This window comes from Archangium violaceum (assembly GCF_016887565.1).
Classification (GTDB): Bacteria; Myxococcota; Myxococcia; order Myxococcales; family Myxococcaceae; genus Archangium; species Archangium violaceum_B.
This window is the reverse complement of record NZ_CP069396.1, coordinates 6,636,550-6,651,092: the sequence shown is the minus strand read 5'-3', so window position 1 is coordinate 6,651,092 and position 14,543 is coordinate 6,636,550. Positions and strand designations below refer to the sequence as shown.

Below are 14,543 nucleotides of genomic sequence, written 5' to 3'. Positions count from 1 at the left end.
GATCATGGAACGCTTTGTCGAGGTCGCGGAGGGAGTATCGCTTTGGGTCGAATCACGGGGTCCGGAGGATGCACCCGCCGTTCTGCTCATCATGGGCTCCACCGTCTCGGGACGGGTCTGGCCCGACGAGCTCGTCGACCTGCTGGCTCGGAGATACCGGGTCATCCGCTATGACCACCGGGACACCGGAGCGTCCACCTGGGCCTTCGACAGGGTCCCCTACTCCGCGACCCGGATGGCCGAGGACGCGCTGGCCATCCTCGATGCGCTCGGCATCGAGCGCGCGCACGTCGTGGGCCTGTCGTTGGGAGGCTTCCTGGTGCAGTGGCTCCTGGTCACGCATCCCGAGCGGCTGCTCGGCGCGACGGTCATCGGGGCGCCCGCCCTCGAGGGTGCTCCCGCCCGCGCCAACGGGACGGCGCGAGCCCCCATCGACCCGGGCCTGTACGAGTTCTGGAGCCACATGTTCGAGCCGCGCGACCGCGAGGCGCAGATCGAATGGAAGATCGAGAACTGGCGCAGGCTCAACGGGAAGGTGATTCCCTTCGATGCCGAGGAGTTCCGCGCATTGGAGCGGCGCATCATCGCCCACTCCGGCCGTCACGACACCTCGGATGCCCATGCGCGAGCCGACCCCTCGGGACTGGCGCGTGGCGCGGAGCTCGTCCACGTCACCGTGCCCACGCTCGTCATCGCCACCCCAGAGGATCCCACCAATCCCGAGTCCAACTCGCGGTTCCTGGCGGAGACCCTGCCGCGCTCGACCCTGGTGACGATCGACGGGATGGGGCATGCGATTCCACGCGCCGTCGTACCCCCGCTCGCGGCGGCGCTCCTGAACCACTTCGAGGCCGTGGGCCGCCGTTGATGCGGAGGGGAGCCGGGGAGCATCTGCTGGAGGCATGTCCGACCCCACTCCCCCCACGCCGGCCTCCGGCGTCGACGCCCGTCCGAGGGTGATGCCCAGGCGTGTAGCCCAAGGTATGTCTGCCTGCTCGGCTCCTTCTGGTTGACCTGGGTATCCCTGGAAACATACGTTGGTTCAATCAATGAACCCGCGTTCAACAACTCGAAGCAAGCCTCAGTCGCTGCGGATCCGGATGAAGGAGGAGGCGCGGGCCGCCATCCTCGACGCGGCGGAGCAGGTGCTGGCCGAGCAGGGCATCCACGCCGCGCGCATGGACGACATCGCCGCGCGCGTCGGGGTCTCCGTCGGGACGCTCTACAACTACTTCGAGGATCGGAAGCAGCTCCTGGCGGCGCTGCTCGAGGTGCGCGGGCGGGAGCTGCTGGCCATGCTCGACACGGAGCTGGAGCGGAGTCAGGGCGAGCCCTACCGCGCGCGGCTGCATGGCTTCCTGCGCTGCATCGTGGAGCACTCGCGCGCGCACTTCCAGCTGTTCACCCTCATCCTGGAGGATGTGCTGAAGCACGGCCTCACCTCGGGCGAGGACGTGAGCCGCGAGCAGGAGCGGTCCCTCGAGCTCACCCGCCGCATCGAGCGCCTCACCCAGCAGGGAGTGGAGGAAGGTGCCCTGCGCCCCGAGGACGCCTGTCTCTACCCCACGCTGCTGCTGGGCATGTTGCGCGCGGCCCTCGTCCGCCAGTTCCTCGACAAGCGCCCCGTGCCGGTCGACGAGCTGATCCCGTCGCTGTTGCGCTGCTTCCTGGATGGCGCCGCCCCGCGCCCCGGATGAACCCCGTCTCTTACCCCCCGTTGTTCCACCCATGGAGAACCCCATGAGCCTGCTGGACCGCTTCGACTTCTTCGACCCCGAGGTGATGAACAACCCCTACCCCTACTTCGCGGAGATGCGCGAGAAGGCGCCCCTCTTCTGGAACGAGCGCCTCCAGGCCCATATCCTCAGCCGCTACGAGGACGTGACGTACGTCCTGAAGAACCCGGCCCTGTTCTCGTCCGTGGACATCCGCGTCGCCGGCAAGCTGCCCAAGGAGCGGACGCAGATCACCGAGCTCGGCTCGGTGTCCAACCTCGTCACCTCGGATCCTCCCAACCACACGCGGCTGCGTGGCCTGGTGAGCCGCGCCTTCATCCCCAAGCGCATCTCCGAGCTGGAGCCCCGGGTGCGCGAGCTGTCCCGGGGGCTCGTCGCGGAGATGACCGCCCGTGACGAGTTCGACTTCATGGACGGACTGGCCTCTCCCCTGCCCGTGACCGTCATCTCGGAGATGCTCGGCATCGAGACCTCCCGGCGCCGGGACTTCAAGCGCTGGAGCGACTCGCTCATCACCGCCGGCTCCGAGATCCTGCGGACCGGGAAGCAGTCGGAGGAGAGCATCCGGAGCGCGAAGGAGATGCTCGCCTACATGACGGAGATCGCCGAGAAGCGCCGTCAGGATCCCAAGGGCGACCTCATCTCCCTGCTCGTCCAGGAGAGCGATGGCGTGGCCGCGCTGACACCCCAGGAGGTGAACTCCTTCGCCATCGTGCTGCTGATCGCCGGCAACGAGACCACCACCAACCTGCTCGGCAACGCGCTCGTCTCCCTCATCCGCAACCCGGAGCAGTACGAGTGGCTGCGGCGCAACCCCACGCTCCAGGCCTGCGCCGCCGTGGCCGAGGAGACCCTGCGCTACGACTCGCCCGTGCTGGGGCTGATGCGCCGGGTCACCCAGGACGTGGAGCTGGCCGGCGGGAAGCTCCCCGCGGACTCGACGGTGATGGTGCTGATGGCATCCGCCAATCATGACCCGCGCAAGTTCGCCAACCCGGAGCGCTTCGACCCGCAGCGCGATACGACGGGGCTGCTCTCGTTCGGCCACGGCATCCACTTCTGCCTGGGAGCCCCTCTGTCGCGGCTGGAGGCGCCGGTGGCGCTCCAGGAGCTGATGGAGCGCGCCCCGAAGCTGGGCTTCGCGCCCCGGCAGCCCGAGCGCATCGACTACGGGAGCTCGTTCTTCCTGCGCGGGCCCCGCTCGCTCTGGCTGCGCAAGAACTGAGCGGACGGAAGAACCAGGAACTTCGGAGGACACCATGACGATGAACAGGATGGACGAGCGGAAGGAAACGGCTCCGATGGCGCCGGGCGAGGGCGGGACCTGCCCCGTGACGGGACGGCGGGAGGCTCCGGCCATGAGCAACGTGGTCCTGGACAGGGAGAACCCGGAGTTCCTGGCCAACGCCTACACCACCTATGCCGAGCTGCGCGCCACGGCCCCGGTGGTGCGCTGCCCCTTCGGCCGCGGCCTCGCGGACGGAGCGCATCCGGAGGGCTCGAAGGGCCGCGAGCCGGGCAAGGTCCCCGGACGCGACAGGCTCTTCGTGACCCGGTACGACGAGGCGGTGTCCGCGCTGCTGGATGATCGCCTCTCGTCCGATTTCCGCTCGGCGATGACGCCGGAGCAGCGGGCGCTGCTGGAGGCGAACATGCCGGAGGACTTCCGGCCCATCGCGCACAGCATCATCATGCTCGACCCGCCGGATCACACGCGGCTGCGCAAGCTGGTCCAGCCCAACTTCACCGCTCGCGCCATGGAGCTGCTCCGGCCGCGCATCCAGCGGATCGTCGATGAGCTGCTCGACGGGGTCGAACGGAAGGCGGCCGAGCGGGGTGAGGCCGTGTCCGAGCGCCGGATGGACCTGGTCGAGGCCTTCGCCTATCCCCTGCCCGTCACGGTCATCAGCGACATGCTCGGCATCCCGGTGGAGGATCGCGAGAAGGTCCATGGCTGGGCGGAGGGCCTGCTGCACGCCGACCGTCAGGACGCCGTGAGGGACGAGAAGCTGCGGGCCGGCATGCGGGCGTTCAGGCAGTACCTGGACGAGCTGTTCGAGCGGAAGCGGCGTGAGCCAGCGGAGGACATGATCAGCCAGATGCTCCACGTGCAGGAGGACGGCGACACCCTCAGCCACCAGGAGATGGTGTCGATGGTGTTCATCCTGTTCTTCGCCGGGCACGTGACGACCGTGAACCTGATTGGCAACGGCGTCGTCGCGCTGCTGACGCACCCCGAGCAGCATGCCCGCTTCCTGGCGGACCCCGCCGGTCTGGCCAAGGGGCTGGTCGAGGAGACGCTGCGCTACTGGGGGCCGGTCGACTACATGAGCACGCCGCGCATCGTCAAAGAGGAGCTCGAGCTGGCGGGAACGCACATCCCCCAGGGGGAGAACCTGTCGGTGGGTCTGGCCTCGGCGAATCGGGATCCCGCGCGTTTCGCCAACCCGGACGTGTTCGACATCACGCGGCCGGACGCGCACCGGAACATCGCCTTCGGCAAGGGCATCCACGTCTGCATCGGGGCGCCGCTGGCGCGGCTCGAGGGGCAGCTCGCCTTCGAGTCCCTCTTCAAGCGCTTCCCGAAGCTGCGGCTGGCGATCCCCACCGAGGAGCTGCGGTGGAGCAGTGTCGCCAGCCTGCGCGGGTTCAGCCGGATTCCGGTCCTGTTCTAGGCACTCGCTCGAGCGGCTCCCGAAGTGGCCGCGCCACGAGTCGCAAACTTTGTTCACCAGCGAAGCAAGGCAATGGGTTTTTCTCAGTCCTTCTTTATTCTTGCGCTTCAATGCATCAACAATGCGGCAGGACTGATGCCCTGAGGTAGCGGAGAAAGCCAGAAATAGAGGATTGCGCTGGGTTTTCCTCTCGAAAACCCTGTGATTTCAGCGACATGGGGGAGTCATGGCTTCCGTATGTCCGTTGTCATGTTGAACAGGTCCACCATCGAGTGAGAACCGAACATGAACACTGTTCGCGTTGCAGGTGCCGGCGCATTCATTCCCTCTCGGACCATCAGCACCGAGCGCATCGCCGCCGTCTTCCCGGGCTGGTCCGCTGAGCGCATTCTCGAGAAGACAGGCATTCACGAACGGCGTTTCCTCTGGGACATCGACGCACGGGGCCGGGCCATTCCGCCACCCGAGGATGATCTGCCCATCTATCCGGCCTCCAACACAGACATGAGCGAGACCGCCCTGCGCCGGGCCCTGAATCAGTCGGGTGTGGACGCCCGGGAGCTGGATGCGCTCTTCCTCATCACCTGCACGCCGGACGAGCTGAACTTCAACCACGACGCCATGGCGCTGCACCACCGTCTGGGCTGCCGCGCCGATACCTTCGCGCTGGTGATCGACGATGGCTGTGGCGGCACTCCCTACATCCTCGACATGGTGTGCAAGATGATGCAGGGCGGCCGCTTCAAGACGGTGGCGGTGGTGGCCTCCTCGCTGCTCTCGCCCCAGCTGAACCCGGACGTCTACACTGGCGCACTTCCCCCTGCTCCAGGGCGCAAGTCGCTCAATGCCTACCTTTCCGCCTATGTCTTTGGAGATGGGGCGGGCGCGGTGGTGCTGCGCGCGGACGGCAGGGAGGGAGAGGGCATCCTGACGACCATGTCCGGCAACGCCCACGCGGAGTTGGTGATTCGCCGGGGTGGAGGTGTGCTGCGGCTGCCGTACCAGGGGCGGACGCGGCCGGTGGACATGGCCTTCGTGGTGGACGGGCCACGGGTAGCGGAGAGCTACTCCTTCTATATGCGCCAGTGCCTCGAAGAGGTGCTCGCCCATCGGCCCGAGCTGCGCTCCGAGGTGAAGCGCTACTACTTCCACCAGCCCAACAAGCGGCTGATGGAGCACTTCATCGGGACGATGGGCCTGCCTCAAAAGCGCGTGGCCATCAACGTGGACCGTTATGGCAACACTTCCGCGGCTGGGAAGCTCATCCTGCTGGCCGAGGACCTGGAATCGGGCCGGGTACGTCTGGGTAGTGGAGACCTGGTGCTGATGGCTGCTGTAGGAGCGAACGTCCACTACGGAGCACAGCTCATCCGGTTGTAGGCATGGGATCGGCTCCTTCACCACCTCACGAGCACGGGACTCCTCATGATGATTGAACAGTATGAGACCTCCACGTACGCGATGGACCTCAATACGAAAGCCCACGTGGAGCGGAACATGAGGCTCGCGACGCCAAGAGACACGGCACGAGGGATGTTCTTCAACGGCGTGCTGGACGTGGTGCGCAATCTGGGGGGGGAGACGGTGGCCCAGCGTTGCCGCAGTGCCACTGGAGAGAGCAAGCACCTCGACTTCTTCAATTATCCGGTGACCACCTTCCTGAGGCTGTGTCTGGCGGCGGTGGATGAAGTGGGCTCACAGCTCGGCGGCTGCGCGGAGACGCTGCGCCTGATTGGCGAGCAGTCCGCGAAGGACTTCCTGTCCTCCACGGCGGGCAAGACGCTCTTGCTGCTGGCGGGGCACGATGTGAAGCGCATCCTCAAGCAGGTCCCCTCCGCCTACGCCACGGCGGTCAGCTACGGGACTCGGACCATGAGGTGCGCCCACTACGAGAAGAGTGGCCACTTCGTCATCCACCACGACTTTCTCCCGCAGGCCCACCATGAGGGCATCCTGCGGGGGGTGCTGTTGACGGCGGGGGTCCGCAATCCCAGGGTCAAGGGGTACACCACCGGGCAGTTGAACAGCGAGTATGAGTTCTTCTGGGATTAGCCCGGGGCTCTCCACCATGTCGCGGATGACGCTCTGCGTACTCGTGCTGGGCCTGCCCACCGCCGTGCTGGCCGGGGAGCAGGTGTTCCTGTTCCGGACCGAGGAGAGCTCCGGTGCGGTGGATACTGGCGGCTGTCGGGCCGCTCCGTTCGAGGTGAACGTGCGGCTGCCCGCGAACGTCTTCGTGCGAGACTTCCGGGCGGGAGGGGGGAAGAAGGGCACGGGCGGCGAGCGGCTCAGGGGCAAGGCCCTGGCGTGCGCGCACATCACGGACCCGAGCTTCGCCGAGGGCTCGACGGCGGACTTCTACGTGCACTTCATTCTGCCCGAAGGTCACTTCACGGGGCTGGGCAGGTGCACCATGGTGAGCAACGGGGTGCCGCGCCCCGGCCTGGTGCTCACCAGCTGTGCGCTGAAGCTGACGGAATTCCCCGCTGGCTACGTGGGGGGCTTCGTGACGAGCTCGAGTGTCTTCAACCCGAAGGGCCTGCCCGGCTACAACACCGGCTCCTTCTGGACGTTGCGTGTGTTCGAGCCCGACACGACAGACACACGCGGCGGCAAGGTTCCCGCACCAGGGCCTGGGCGGTCCCGCGGCGCTGGCCCCTGAATCAAGGTGGTGCCATCGGGGATATCAAGGGAAGGTATCCGACCCCGGAGGAGGAACCATGGCTCGGCTCGATGGCAAGGTGGCACTGGTGATCGGTGGCAGTGGCGGTATTGGCAAGGCGGCCGCTCTGGCACTCGGGCAGGCGGGAGCCCGGGTCGTCGTGGCCGCACGGCGTGTGGCCGAGGGCTCGGCCGTGGTCCAGGAGATCCTCGCCCAGGGGGGCACGGCGCGCTTCGTCGAGACGGACATCGCCCAGTTGCCCCAGGTGACCCGGGCCGTGCAGACGACGGTGGCCGCGTTTGGCCGGCTCGACTGCGCCGTCAACGTGCCAGGAATCACCGGCCAGCCGAGCCCGATCGCCGATTGCACCGACGAGAACTGGGCTCGGGTGCTCCATGTCAACCTGACCGCCTTCTTCTGGTGCCTGCGCGCCGAGCTCCAGCAGATGCGGGCGCAGGGGGGAGGCGGCCGGATCGTCAACGTCTCGTCGGCCATCGGCAAGCGTGCGTTCCGAGGGCTGGGCCCGTATGGGGCCACCAAGCGCGCGATGGAGAGCCTCACCGAGACTGCCGCGCTCGAGGCCGCCCCGGACGGCATCACCGTCAACGCGGTGGCCCCGGGCTCCATCGCGACGGAGACCTTTCACGACTTCACCCAGGGCGACGCGGCCACCGAGCGGATGATGGCCGAGACCTTCCACCCCATGGCCCGCATCGGGCAGCCGGAGGAGGTGGCCCGCGCCATCCTCTTCCTCTGCGCCGATGCCACCTTCACCACCGGCACCACCCTCTCCGTGGACGGCGGCTGGGTCTTCCGCAGCTGACTAATCGTCCGTCCGCGGCTGTGGGAAGAGGACTCTGTAGGGACGGGCCTCTTCCACGGCGCGGGCGAAGGAAGGACGTTTCATCAGGCGGTCCAGATAGGCCCTGACGTGCGCGTGGGTGATGGGCTCGACCCAGTTGGCATAGAACAAGGCGGGGGCCGCGCCGCAGTCCGCCAGGGTGAACGCCTCGCCGACGGCCCAGGTCCGGGTCGCCATCTGGCGATCGAGCAGGTCGTAGGCGGTGCGCAGCGAGGCCCTGGCCGCTTCCACGCCGTGCGGATCACCCCGCCCTTTCGGGCGGATCCGGTCGGTGACGATCTTCTGCATCGGCTCGGCGATCTGGAGATCGAAGAAGCGATCTTGCAGACGCGTCTCCAGGGCCTTGTCGAAGTCGTCGGGGATCAACCGCGTCGCGCCGGGGTAATGGCGGTCCAGGTATTCGATGATGATGCTGGACTCGGGGATCGTCCGGTTCGCGGCGCGGTCCACCAGGACCGGCATCTTTCCCACCGGCCAGATGGCCAGGAAGGCCTGGCGGGAGGCCGGATCGCCCAGGTCGACGAAGTGCGGCTCGAACGGAGTCCCGTTCTCGTAGAGCGCGACCAGCACCTTCTGACAGAAAGAGGCGAAGGGGTGGAAGTAGAGCTGCGGAGGCGGTCCAGGGTTGGGCGTCATCGGGCTCCTACTTACAAGACTGATTGTGTTTTGCAACCAGTTCAGTGCACCTCGTCCATGGCGCGGACCCAGTGGTTCACGAGCCGCACGAGGCCGGCCTTGTTCGCCTGGACATCGGCCATGTCGCGGAACCGCGCCATGCGCCGATCCACGTAGTCGCCCTCCAGGAAGCCGAACCGATCGCTCGGCATCGTGCCTCGCGGGAAGACGAAGACGACGTGCACGCAGTCCCGAGCGCGGGGATGGAAGGCCGCGATGTCCTCTTTGTAATAGAAGCTCGGCGCGTTCCACTTCACGCGCTCGGCGACCTTCTTGTTCGCCCCCAGGATGATCGTCCGCACGGCTTCGATCTCGGCCTTCAGCGGGTGCTCCAGGTCCTTCATGTACGCGTCCACCTGGTCCGCGCCCGTCGTCTGGGACGACGACTTCGTCTTCCTCACGCTGGCCGCGGGCTTCTTGGCCGCGGGCTTCTTGGCCGCGGGCTTCTTCGCTTGCACCTTCCGAGTGGCCACGACGCTCTCCCCTGTTTGGCGACGTCGCGACGTTACTTGAAATGCCGCCAGCAGACCTGTCGAGCAGACGGGCTTTGGACAGGTGTCCGCCTGTCTGACACCATCCTGTCCCATGCCCTCCACCTCCCCCACCCCACGCTCCGTCCCCTGGTGGGTCGAGCGCGCCGAGAGCCTCCTGTCCTCGAAGGATGTGCGTACGCTGGACCTGGGCGCGCTGTGGGAGCTCTTCGAGGGGTTCTCCTTCGTGAGGGAGAACGTGGAGCCAGACCTGCTCCTCATCGACGTGAGGGATCGTCCGGAGCTGCGTGCCCTCTGGGATGCGATGGAGGTGGGTGCACTCTCGGTGACCGAGGCGCTGGATGCGGCCGGAGATGACGTCGCCCAGCAGCTTCGCACGGGAGACCTCGCACCGGCACACTTCCGGGAGCGGTGGGAGGGGCTCGGCTTCACCGAGGCCGCTGGTCGCGCGAGCACGGCGGCGGATGACTGGCTCGAGGGCCTGCTGCGCATCTCCCGCATCACCACGGGCCAGAACCGTCCCCCGTTCGGCCAGGTGAACATGGCTTCGCGGGCGCGGCGCATCTCCGACTTCCTCTCCATCACGAGTCCCGGGCAGCACGACACGATCTACGACCTGGGCTGTGGCAACGGGAAGTTCGCCATCACCGTGGCCGCGAGCTCCTCTGCGCGGGTCAAGGGCGTGGAGTACGGCCAGACCTACGTCGAGTCCGCGCGCCGCAATGGCGAGCGTTTCGCGCTGCCGAACCTGGAGTTCATCCACGCGGATGTGCGCGATGTGGACCTGTCGGACGGCACGGCGTTCTATCTGTACTTCCCCTTCTGGGGAGAGGTGGCGCACGCGGTGGCCCGGATGCTCGGGGACGTCGCGCGGGCCCGGGACATCACCGTGTACGCCTCGGGGCCCCGCCACGACTACGGCGAGTACTTCCTCGAGCAGGTGTCACAGGGCGCGCTGAGTCTCGCGCCGGTGCGCCAGGACTTCGCCGACGTGATGGTCCTGCGCAGCGCCGCCTTCGCGTAGCATGGACGCGTACCGTGCGCGAAGCGCGGAGGCGGACCGCTGGTACATGTCCCGGACCCAGCCGCGATAGAAGCGGGCCACTTCCGTCTCGGGGGCCGTTCCCTTCACGCAGGCGGTGATGAGGTGTGCGGCCATCATGCCCTGCATCAGCGCGCGCAGGACTCCCTGGGAGGAGGCGGGGTCCACCACCGCCGCCGCGTCCCCGGCGATGAAGTATCCGTCGCCAGCCGGGGCCTCGACACGGCTCCAGGTGACATCCGCCCCACGAGGAGCGCCGACGGCCCTGCCCGAGCTCAGAACCCGGGGCGGGTCCGGCCGTGTCCGCCTCCGGGCATGGAGTGACAGCCGTGTCCACGCGTAGAGCCCCGGACGGACCCTGGCGATCCACTCCCAACCGTCCGGCTCCCAACGCAGGGACGGGTGCTCGTCCTGCTCCACGAAGTGGCCGTGCACGTAGCCGTACCGGGCGAGCAGGAGCGGCGAGTCCACGCTCCTGGCGAGTCCGTGCTTCCGGGTGAACCAGCGCCCCCGGCCGCTGGCATCGACCACGAACCGGCCGTGCTGGAGTCCCTGGGACGTCTCCACCCCCACCACCCTCCCCCGCTCGACGAGCGGTTGGAGGGCCCGGCAGGGCTGCAGGACCTCGACCCCCAACGCCACCGCGCGCCGCAGCAGGAGACCATCGAGCTCGGCGCGCCAGGCCTGGAAGCCGCGCCACGGCCCCTCCGCACCGGCCCCGTAGGGGGTGAACACGCTTCCCTCGGGGGAATGCGTCCAGATGCCTTCATGGCGTGGGAAGCCCGCGGCCCGGACCTCGGCGGCCACGCCCAGCCGCTCCAGGAGCGCTTCCACGCCCGGGTGCAGCGTCTCACCCGGGAGGTCCCTCGGGAAACGGGCCGACTCGAGGAGCCGTACGCTCAACCCGGCCGTGGCACACCCGATGGCCGCCGCGCATCCGGCCGGACCCGCTCCCACGATGATGACCTCCGAGGACGCGGCCATGACAGGGGCTCCGGACGCTCAGACGCCCTCGGCCGGGCGGGAGAAGAGCGCGAAGGGCCCGTCATCCACCTGGAAGCGGACCGCCGTGCTCGAGACGTGGCAGGTGTAGCGCCGCAGGACCCGCACCCTGCGGCGCGGCGTGTTGGCAATGGCCTCCTCCAGTGCCGACGTCTCGACGAAGACGAAGTGGTAGCCCGGGCCGCTCAACGCGGTGTCCTTCGGCGGCCCCAGGTCCCAGTCCACCACCTTCTCCGCCGTCACCAGCACGACGGTGGAGTCGGGGACCGTGTCTCCCGCCGGAGGCACCACGCGCCTGATGCAGAAGCGCAGCGCCTCCATGCGTGCGATGAGCTCCGGGGCCGTCACATGGGCGAGCGGGCCGAGCCGGATCCGCCCCTTCAGGGCATTGGAGACATAGTCGGCGCGGAACCGGTTGGCGAAGTTCATGAACCACTGGCCGCCTTCCTGGAAGAGAAAGGGGCCGTGCTCACCATCCCACCCGGGTGACGAGGAGACCTCTCCCGCCAGGACGCGCGGGTGCTGCGGGTGATAGCCCAGCTCGGAGTCGAGCATCGGCTTGCCCATGGGCGCCTCGTTGAACGTGCGCGAGGCATCGGGAGCCACCGCGGGCCAGAAGGAGTTCAAGGCCGCGCAGAGCTTGGCATCCTCCGGGAAGGGGCTGCCCAGGCCGAAGGCCGCGGTGAAGCTCCCCAGGTCATCGTTGCCGAGCGCCACATCCCAGCCCGGGGCGAAGACACCGGACGCCCCATCCGGCAGCCAGGTGACGAGCACCGGCGTCCGCTCACCCGCCTGCGCGCTGCCCACGGCCCCGGCGCCCACCACGGCCGTCAGCGTCCTGTCGCTCCGGCGGAAGGCCTTGATGTTCGGCTGGCCCGGACGCTGGAGGTCCGGATTGACGCTGTCCCGCCCGCTGCTCAGGGGTTTGGGCCCTCCCTGGCGGAAGTGCGGGTCCGGCAGTGTCTCGACCCAGGCGGCGATCTCGAACTGGTCCGCGAGTGGGAAGAAGTCCGGCGCCGTCACGAGCGAGTAGGCCGGCAGCGTCGTCCCGAGCGGCCGGCTCAGCCCGCTCACCCGGACGGTCACGCACCCGTCGCACGTGTCGTCCATGAAGTGGGCGGCCTCGTATCCGCCCTGGTCCACCAGCGCGAGGAACTCGGCCTCCGGGAGGAAGCTGCCATTGGCGAGCGGGCCGCCCAGGTCCTCGAGCTCGAAGGTGCCGCCGGGGCCCTGCCGCACCCGGTGGCGGATGTTGACGTACTCCGGGGCGCGCCGGCCCTCGGGGCCTCCGGAGATGGTGTCGAAGCTCGTCCAGAAACGCGTCTCGCGCGAGGTCTGGCCGAAGGAGATGCGCTGCCTCCTGGGGACGCGGAAGCGCACCAGCTCGTCGCGTCCCCCCACCCGCTGCGTCACCGTCCGCACGAGCGCCGGGTGGTGCACGGGGACGATGAGCACGCTGGCGCCCACCCGCTGCCGGCCCACCAGCGCATCGTCATCCCCCGACTGGCGCACGAATGGTGTCCGGGTGAGGTCGAACTGAGGCAGCGCGGGGATGCGGCCGTTCGTGTGGACGCGGCGCAGCTTCTCATTGCGGTGGTACTCGTCGAAGTCGAACATCGCCTCGGAGAGCGTCTCCCCCACGAGGCACTCGTTCCCGGGGAAGAGCTTGTGCACGGGAAAGAGGAAGTTGCGGAGGTTGTCCCCCTGCACCGGGTCGAGCACCACGCGCTGGCCCCCCGGCCGCGCCGACACGCAGAGGAAGGCGCCGTAGCGGGCGGGGAGCACGGCGAGCCCGTCTCCCCCATCCTCGGGCTCGACCCAGAAGGAGCGCCGCGCCGCATCGTAACGGGGCGGACGGGTGCCGACGCGGGCCACTCCCGTGCGGGACCAGGCCATGTCCGCGTGCAGGCCATGCGGGCTGCGCTCGCCGGGCCGGTACTGGTAGGCGAACACGGCGAGCGTGGCGCCGGGAAGGTCCGCCAATCGCCTCCTCGCGAGGCTGTAGAGGTAGTTCTCGAGGGTGTCGAGCTCCTCGAGCGTGGGATAGGCCTCGGGAGAAGGCGCGGGCGTGTTGCCGGGGGTGGGATGGACGTAGGGGCTGGCCAGCGCGTGATAGAGCAGGCTCTTGCCGGGCGCGGCGGGCTTGATGCCGGCGGCGGTCCGGAAGGCGAAGTCCTCGAAGCCCTTCAGGTCGTCGCCCGTGGGCCGCCGCACGGCCCTGGCGAGCTGGGTGGCGAGCGCCCCGGGCGAGGCCGCCGTGATGTCCAGCCCGAAGGGACTCAACCGGTCCGCCCAGCCGTGGCCCGAGAGCCGGTCACACAGTGTCTTGACGCGATCGATCAAAGCCATGTCTGGAGCCCCCCGGCTCACCGAGAGAAGCACATGGATTCCAGCTCGGGGCTCGGGCCGCAAGGCCCTGAAGGGCACCTGTCCGGAAGCGCGCGTGTGCCTCGGACTGGAGGATGAGGAGGACGGGCTCTCCGGATCTACACTCCTGGCCACGAGGCAAGAGCATGGATCTGGAAGAGTTGCGCGCCTTTCTCGACGTCGTGAATACCGGCTCGTTCCTGGCCGCCGCGGACTCCCTGGGCGTGTCGCGCACCACCTTGAGGCGCCGCGTCGAGGCGCTCGAGGCACGCGCCGGTGTGCCGCTCCTCAAGAGCACCCACCAGGGCATCGTCTTGACCGAAGCCGGCGAGGTGCTCGCCCGGCGCGGGCGGATCATGATGCAGGAGACGAGCGCGTTGCTGGCATCCATCCGCGAGGTGGGCCATGCGCCCTCGGGGGTGCTGAGGCTGGTGCTGCCCGTGGGACTGCCGCCGCACCTGCTCACTCCCCTCTTCGAGCTGTTGCGGACCTCCTATCCGCAACTGCGCGTCCACGCCCGCTTCAGCGACAACCCCCTGGGCGAGCCGCTGGACGACGTGGACATGGCGGTCCACTTCGGGGAGGACACGCCCAAGGGGCCGTGGCGCTCGCACGTGGTGATGCGGGTGCACGAGGGGCTGATGGCCAGCCAGGAGTACCTGCGGCGGAGAGGGACTCCGCGCTCGGTGGAGGAGCTGCGAGGCCACGAGCTCTTCGCCTGGGAGGCCCCGGGAGACGACGCCCGTATCTGGCCCACGCTCCGGGGCGGCTCGTTCACGGTCGAGCCGGCGCTCATCGCGACGGACATCCACCTGATCCGCTCCTGTTGCCTCGCCGGGCTGGGCATTGGCCTGATGCCCAGCGTCGAGCTGCCCGACCCGGGCAGTCCACCAGAGCAGCTGGTGCCCGTGCTGCCCGACGTCGTGGGACGTGAGCGCCCGGTCCGCATCAGCGTGCCCGAGGCGCTCTCCGAGATTCCCAAGATCAAGCAGGTGCTCTCGCACATCCTCCGCTTCCTGGAACCGCTCTGA

General features: G+C 68.4%; 14 protein-coding genes. 10 read left to right on the top strand and 4 right to left on the bottom strand.

Going from position 1 to position 14,543, the window contains the following annotated elements:
* The first annotated feature begins 4 nt into the window (after nt 1–4).
* The 8 genes from JRI60_RS26735 to JRI60_RS26700 all read left to right on the top strand — a co-directional run bounded on the left by JRI60_RS26735 (nt 5) and on the right by JRI60_RS26700 (nt 7,896).
* The gene (locus JRI60_RS26735; RefSeq protein ID WP_204218705.1) at nt 5–868 is read left to right on the top strand and encodes an alpha/beta fold hydrolase; all 864 of its coding nucleotides are present in this window, start codon (nt 5–7) and stop codon (nt 866–868) included.
* 181 nt (nt 869–1,049) lie between these two features.
* A complete protein-coding gene (locus JRI60_RS26730) occupies nt 1,050–1,697 on the top strand; it encodes a TetR/AcrR family transcriptional regulator (RefSeq protein WP_204218704.1) in 648 nt (215 codons plus the stop codon).
* Between the two features lie 43 nt (nt 1,698–1,740).
* Complete coding sequence (locus JRI60_RS26725) at nt 1,741–2,961, top strand: cytochrome P450 (protein WP_204218703.1); 1,221 nt, start codon at nt 1,741–1,743, stop codon at nt 2,959–2,961.
* Between the two features lie 34 nt (nt 2,962–2,995).
* Nucleotides 2,996–4,411 carry a cytochrome P450 family protein gene (locus JRI60_RS26720; protein ID WP_204218702.1) on the top strand — a complete coding sequence of 472 codons (1,416 nt, stop codon included), beginning with the start codon at nt 2,996–2,998 and terminating at the stop codon, nt 4,409–4,411.
* Nucleotides 4,412–4,696: 285 nt separating this feature from the next.
* On the top strand, nt 4,697–5,791 hold the full coding sequence (locus JRI60_RS26715; RefSeq protein WP_204218701.1) for a 3-oxoacyl-ACP synthase III family protein: 1,095 nt from the start codon (nt 4,697–4,699) through the stop codon (nt 5,789–5,791).
* A gap of 117 nt (nt 5,792–5,908) precedes the next feature.
* A complete protein-coding gene (locus JRI60_RS26710) occupies nt 5,909–6,463 on the top strand; it encodes a DUF2378 family protein (RefSeq protein ID WP_239469742.1) in 555 nt (184 codons plus the stop codon).
* A gap of 25 nt (nt 6,464–6,488) precedes the next feature.
* Nucleotides 6,489–7,073, top strand: a complete 585-nt coding sequence (locus tag JRI60_RS26705; protein ID WP_204218699.1) for a hypothetical protein — start codon at nt 6,489–6,491, stop codon at nt 7,071–7,073.
* Between the two features lie 58 nt (nt 7,074–7,131).
* On the top strand, nt 7,132–7,896 hold the full coding sequence (locus JRI60_RS26700; RefSeq protein WP_204218698.1) for an SDR family NAD(P)-dependent oxidoreductase: 765 nt from the start codon (nt 7,132–7,134) through the stop codon (nt 7,894–7,896).
* Here JRI60_RS26700 and JRI60_RS26695 read toward each other — a convergent pair whose 3' ends face one another.
* Entirely contained in the window at nt 7,897–8,571 is a 675-nt protein-coding gene (locus JRI60_RS26695; protein ID WP_204218697.1) for a glutathione S-transferase family protein, read from the bottom strand.
* A gap of 41 nt (nt 8,572–8,612) precedes the next feature.
* Complete coding sequence (locus tag JRI60_RS26690; RefSeq protein ID WP_204218696.1) at nt 8,613–9,083, bottom strand: DUF1801 domain-containing protein; 471 nt, start codon at nt 9,081–9,083, stop codon at nt 8,613–8,615.
* Between the two features lie 112 nt (nt 9,084–9,195).
* On the opposite strand from JRI60_RS26690, the gene JRI60_RS26685 reads away from it, so the two are divergent.
* Nucleotides 9,196–10,125 (top strand): methyltransferase domain-containing protein, encoded by a 930-nt coding sequence (locus JRI60_RS26685; protein ID WP_204218695.1) that lies wholly within the window; start codon nt 9,196–9,198, stop codon nt 10,123–10,125.
* Here the strand turns inward: JRI60_RS26685 and JRI60_RS26680 are convergent.
* Together JRI60_RS26680 and JRI60_RS26675 are read right to left on the bottom strand one after the other, a co-directional pair.
* Entirely contained in the window at nt 10,045–11,127 is a 1,083-nt protein-coding gene (locus tag JRI60_RS26680) for an NAD(P)/FAD-dependent oxidoreductase (protein ID WP_204218694.1), read from the bottom strand. The two genes, JRI60_RS26685 and JRI60_RS26680, sit on opposite strands and share 81 nt — an antisense overlap.
* Nucleotides 11,128–11,145: 18 nt before the next feature.
* Nucleotides 11,146–13,494: a hypothetical protein gene (locus tag JRI60_RS26675; RefSeq protein ID WP_204218693.1), complete on the bottom strand. Its 2,349-nt coding sequence runs from the start codon at nt 13,492–13,494 to the stop codon at nt 11,146–11,148.
* A gap of 164 nt (nt 13,495–13,658) precedes the next feature.
* Here JRI60_RS26675 and JRI60_RS26670 point away from each other — a divergent pair, with 164 nt between their 5' ends.
* On the top strand, nt 13,659–14,543 hold the full coding sequence (locus JRI60_RS26670) for a LysR family transcriptional regulator (protein ID WP_204218692.1): 885 nt from the start codon (nt 13,659–13,661) through the stop codon (nt 14,541–14,543).

What these genes read in the sequence shown, in the direction of transcription:
- JRI60_RS26720 (WP_204218702.1), top strand. Translation starts at nt 2,996, where the DNA reads ATGACGATGAACAGGATGGACGAGCGGAAGGAAACGGCTCCGATGGCG.
- JRI60_RS26675 (WP_204218693.1), bottom strand. Translation starts at nt 13,494, where the DNA reads ATGGCTTTGATCGATCGCGTCAAGACACTGTGTGACCGGCTCTCGGGC.
- JRI60_RS26700 (WP_204218698.1), top strand. Translation starts at nt 7,132, where the DNA reads ATGGCTCGGCTCGATGGCAAGGTGGCACTGGTGATCGGTGGCAGTGGC.
- JRI60_RS26735 (WP_204218705.1), top strand. Translation starts at nt 5, where the DNA reads ATGGAACGCTTTGTCGAGGTCGCGGAGGGAGTATCGCTTTGGGTCGAA.
- JRI60_RS26705 (WP_204218699.1), top strand. Translation starts at nt 6,489, where the DNA reads ATGACGCTCTGCGTACTCGTGCTGGGCCTGCCCACCGCCGTGCTGGCC.
- JRI60_RS26715 (WP_204218701.1), top strand. Translation starts at nt 4,697, where the DNA reads ATGAACACTGTTCGCGTTGCAGGTGCCGGCGCATTCATTCCCTCTCGG.
- JRI60_RS26710 (WP_239469742.1), top strand. Translation starts at nt 5,909, where the DNA reads ATGAGGCTCGCGACGCCAAGAGACACGGCACGAGGGATGTTCTTCAAC.
- JRI60_RS26730 (WP_204218704.1), top strand. Translation starts at nt 1,050, where the DNA reads ATGAACCCGCGTTCAACAACTCGAAGCAAGCCTCAGTCGCTGCGGATC.
- JRI60_RS26695 (WP_204218697.1), bottom strand. Translation starts at nt 8,571, where the DNA reads ATGACGCCCAACCCTGGACCGCCTCCGCAGCTCTACTTCCACCCCTTC.
- JRI60_RS26725 (WP_204218703.1), top strand. Translation starts at nt 1,741, where the DNA reads ATGAGCCTGCTGGACCGCTTCGACTTCTTCGACCCCGAGGTGATGAAC.
- JRI60_RS26680 (WP_204218694.1), bottom strand. Translation starts at nt 11,127, where the DNA reads ATGGCCGCGTCCTCGGAGGTCATCATCGTGGGAGCGGGTCCGGCCGGA.
- JRI60_RS26685 (WP_204218695.1), top strand. Translation starts at nt 9,196, where the DNA reads ATGCCCTCCACCTCCCCCACCCCACGCTCCGTCCCCTGGTGGGTCGAG.
- JRI60_RS26670 (WP_204218692.1), top strand. Translation starts at nt 13,659, where the DNA reads ATGGATCTGGAAGAGTTGCGCGCCTTTCTCGACGTCGTGAATACCGGC.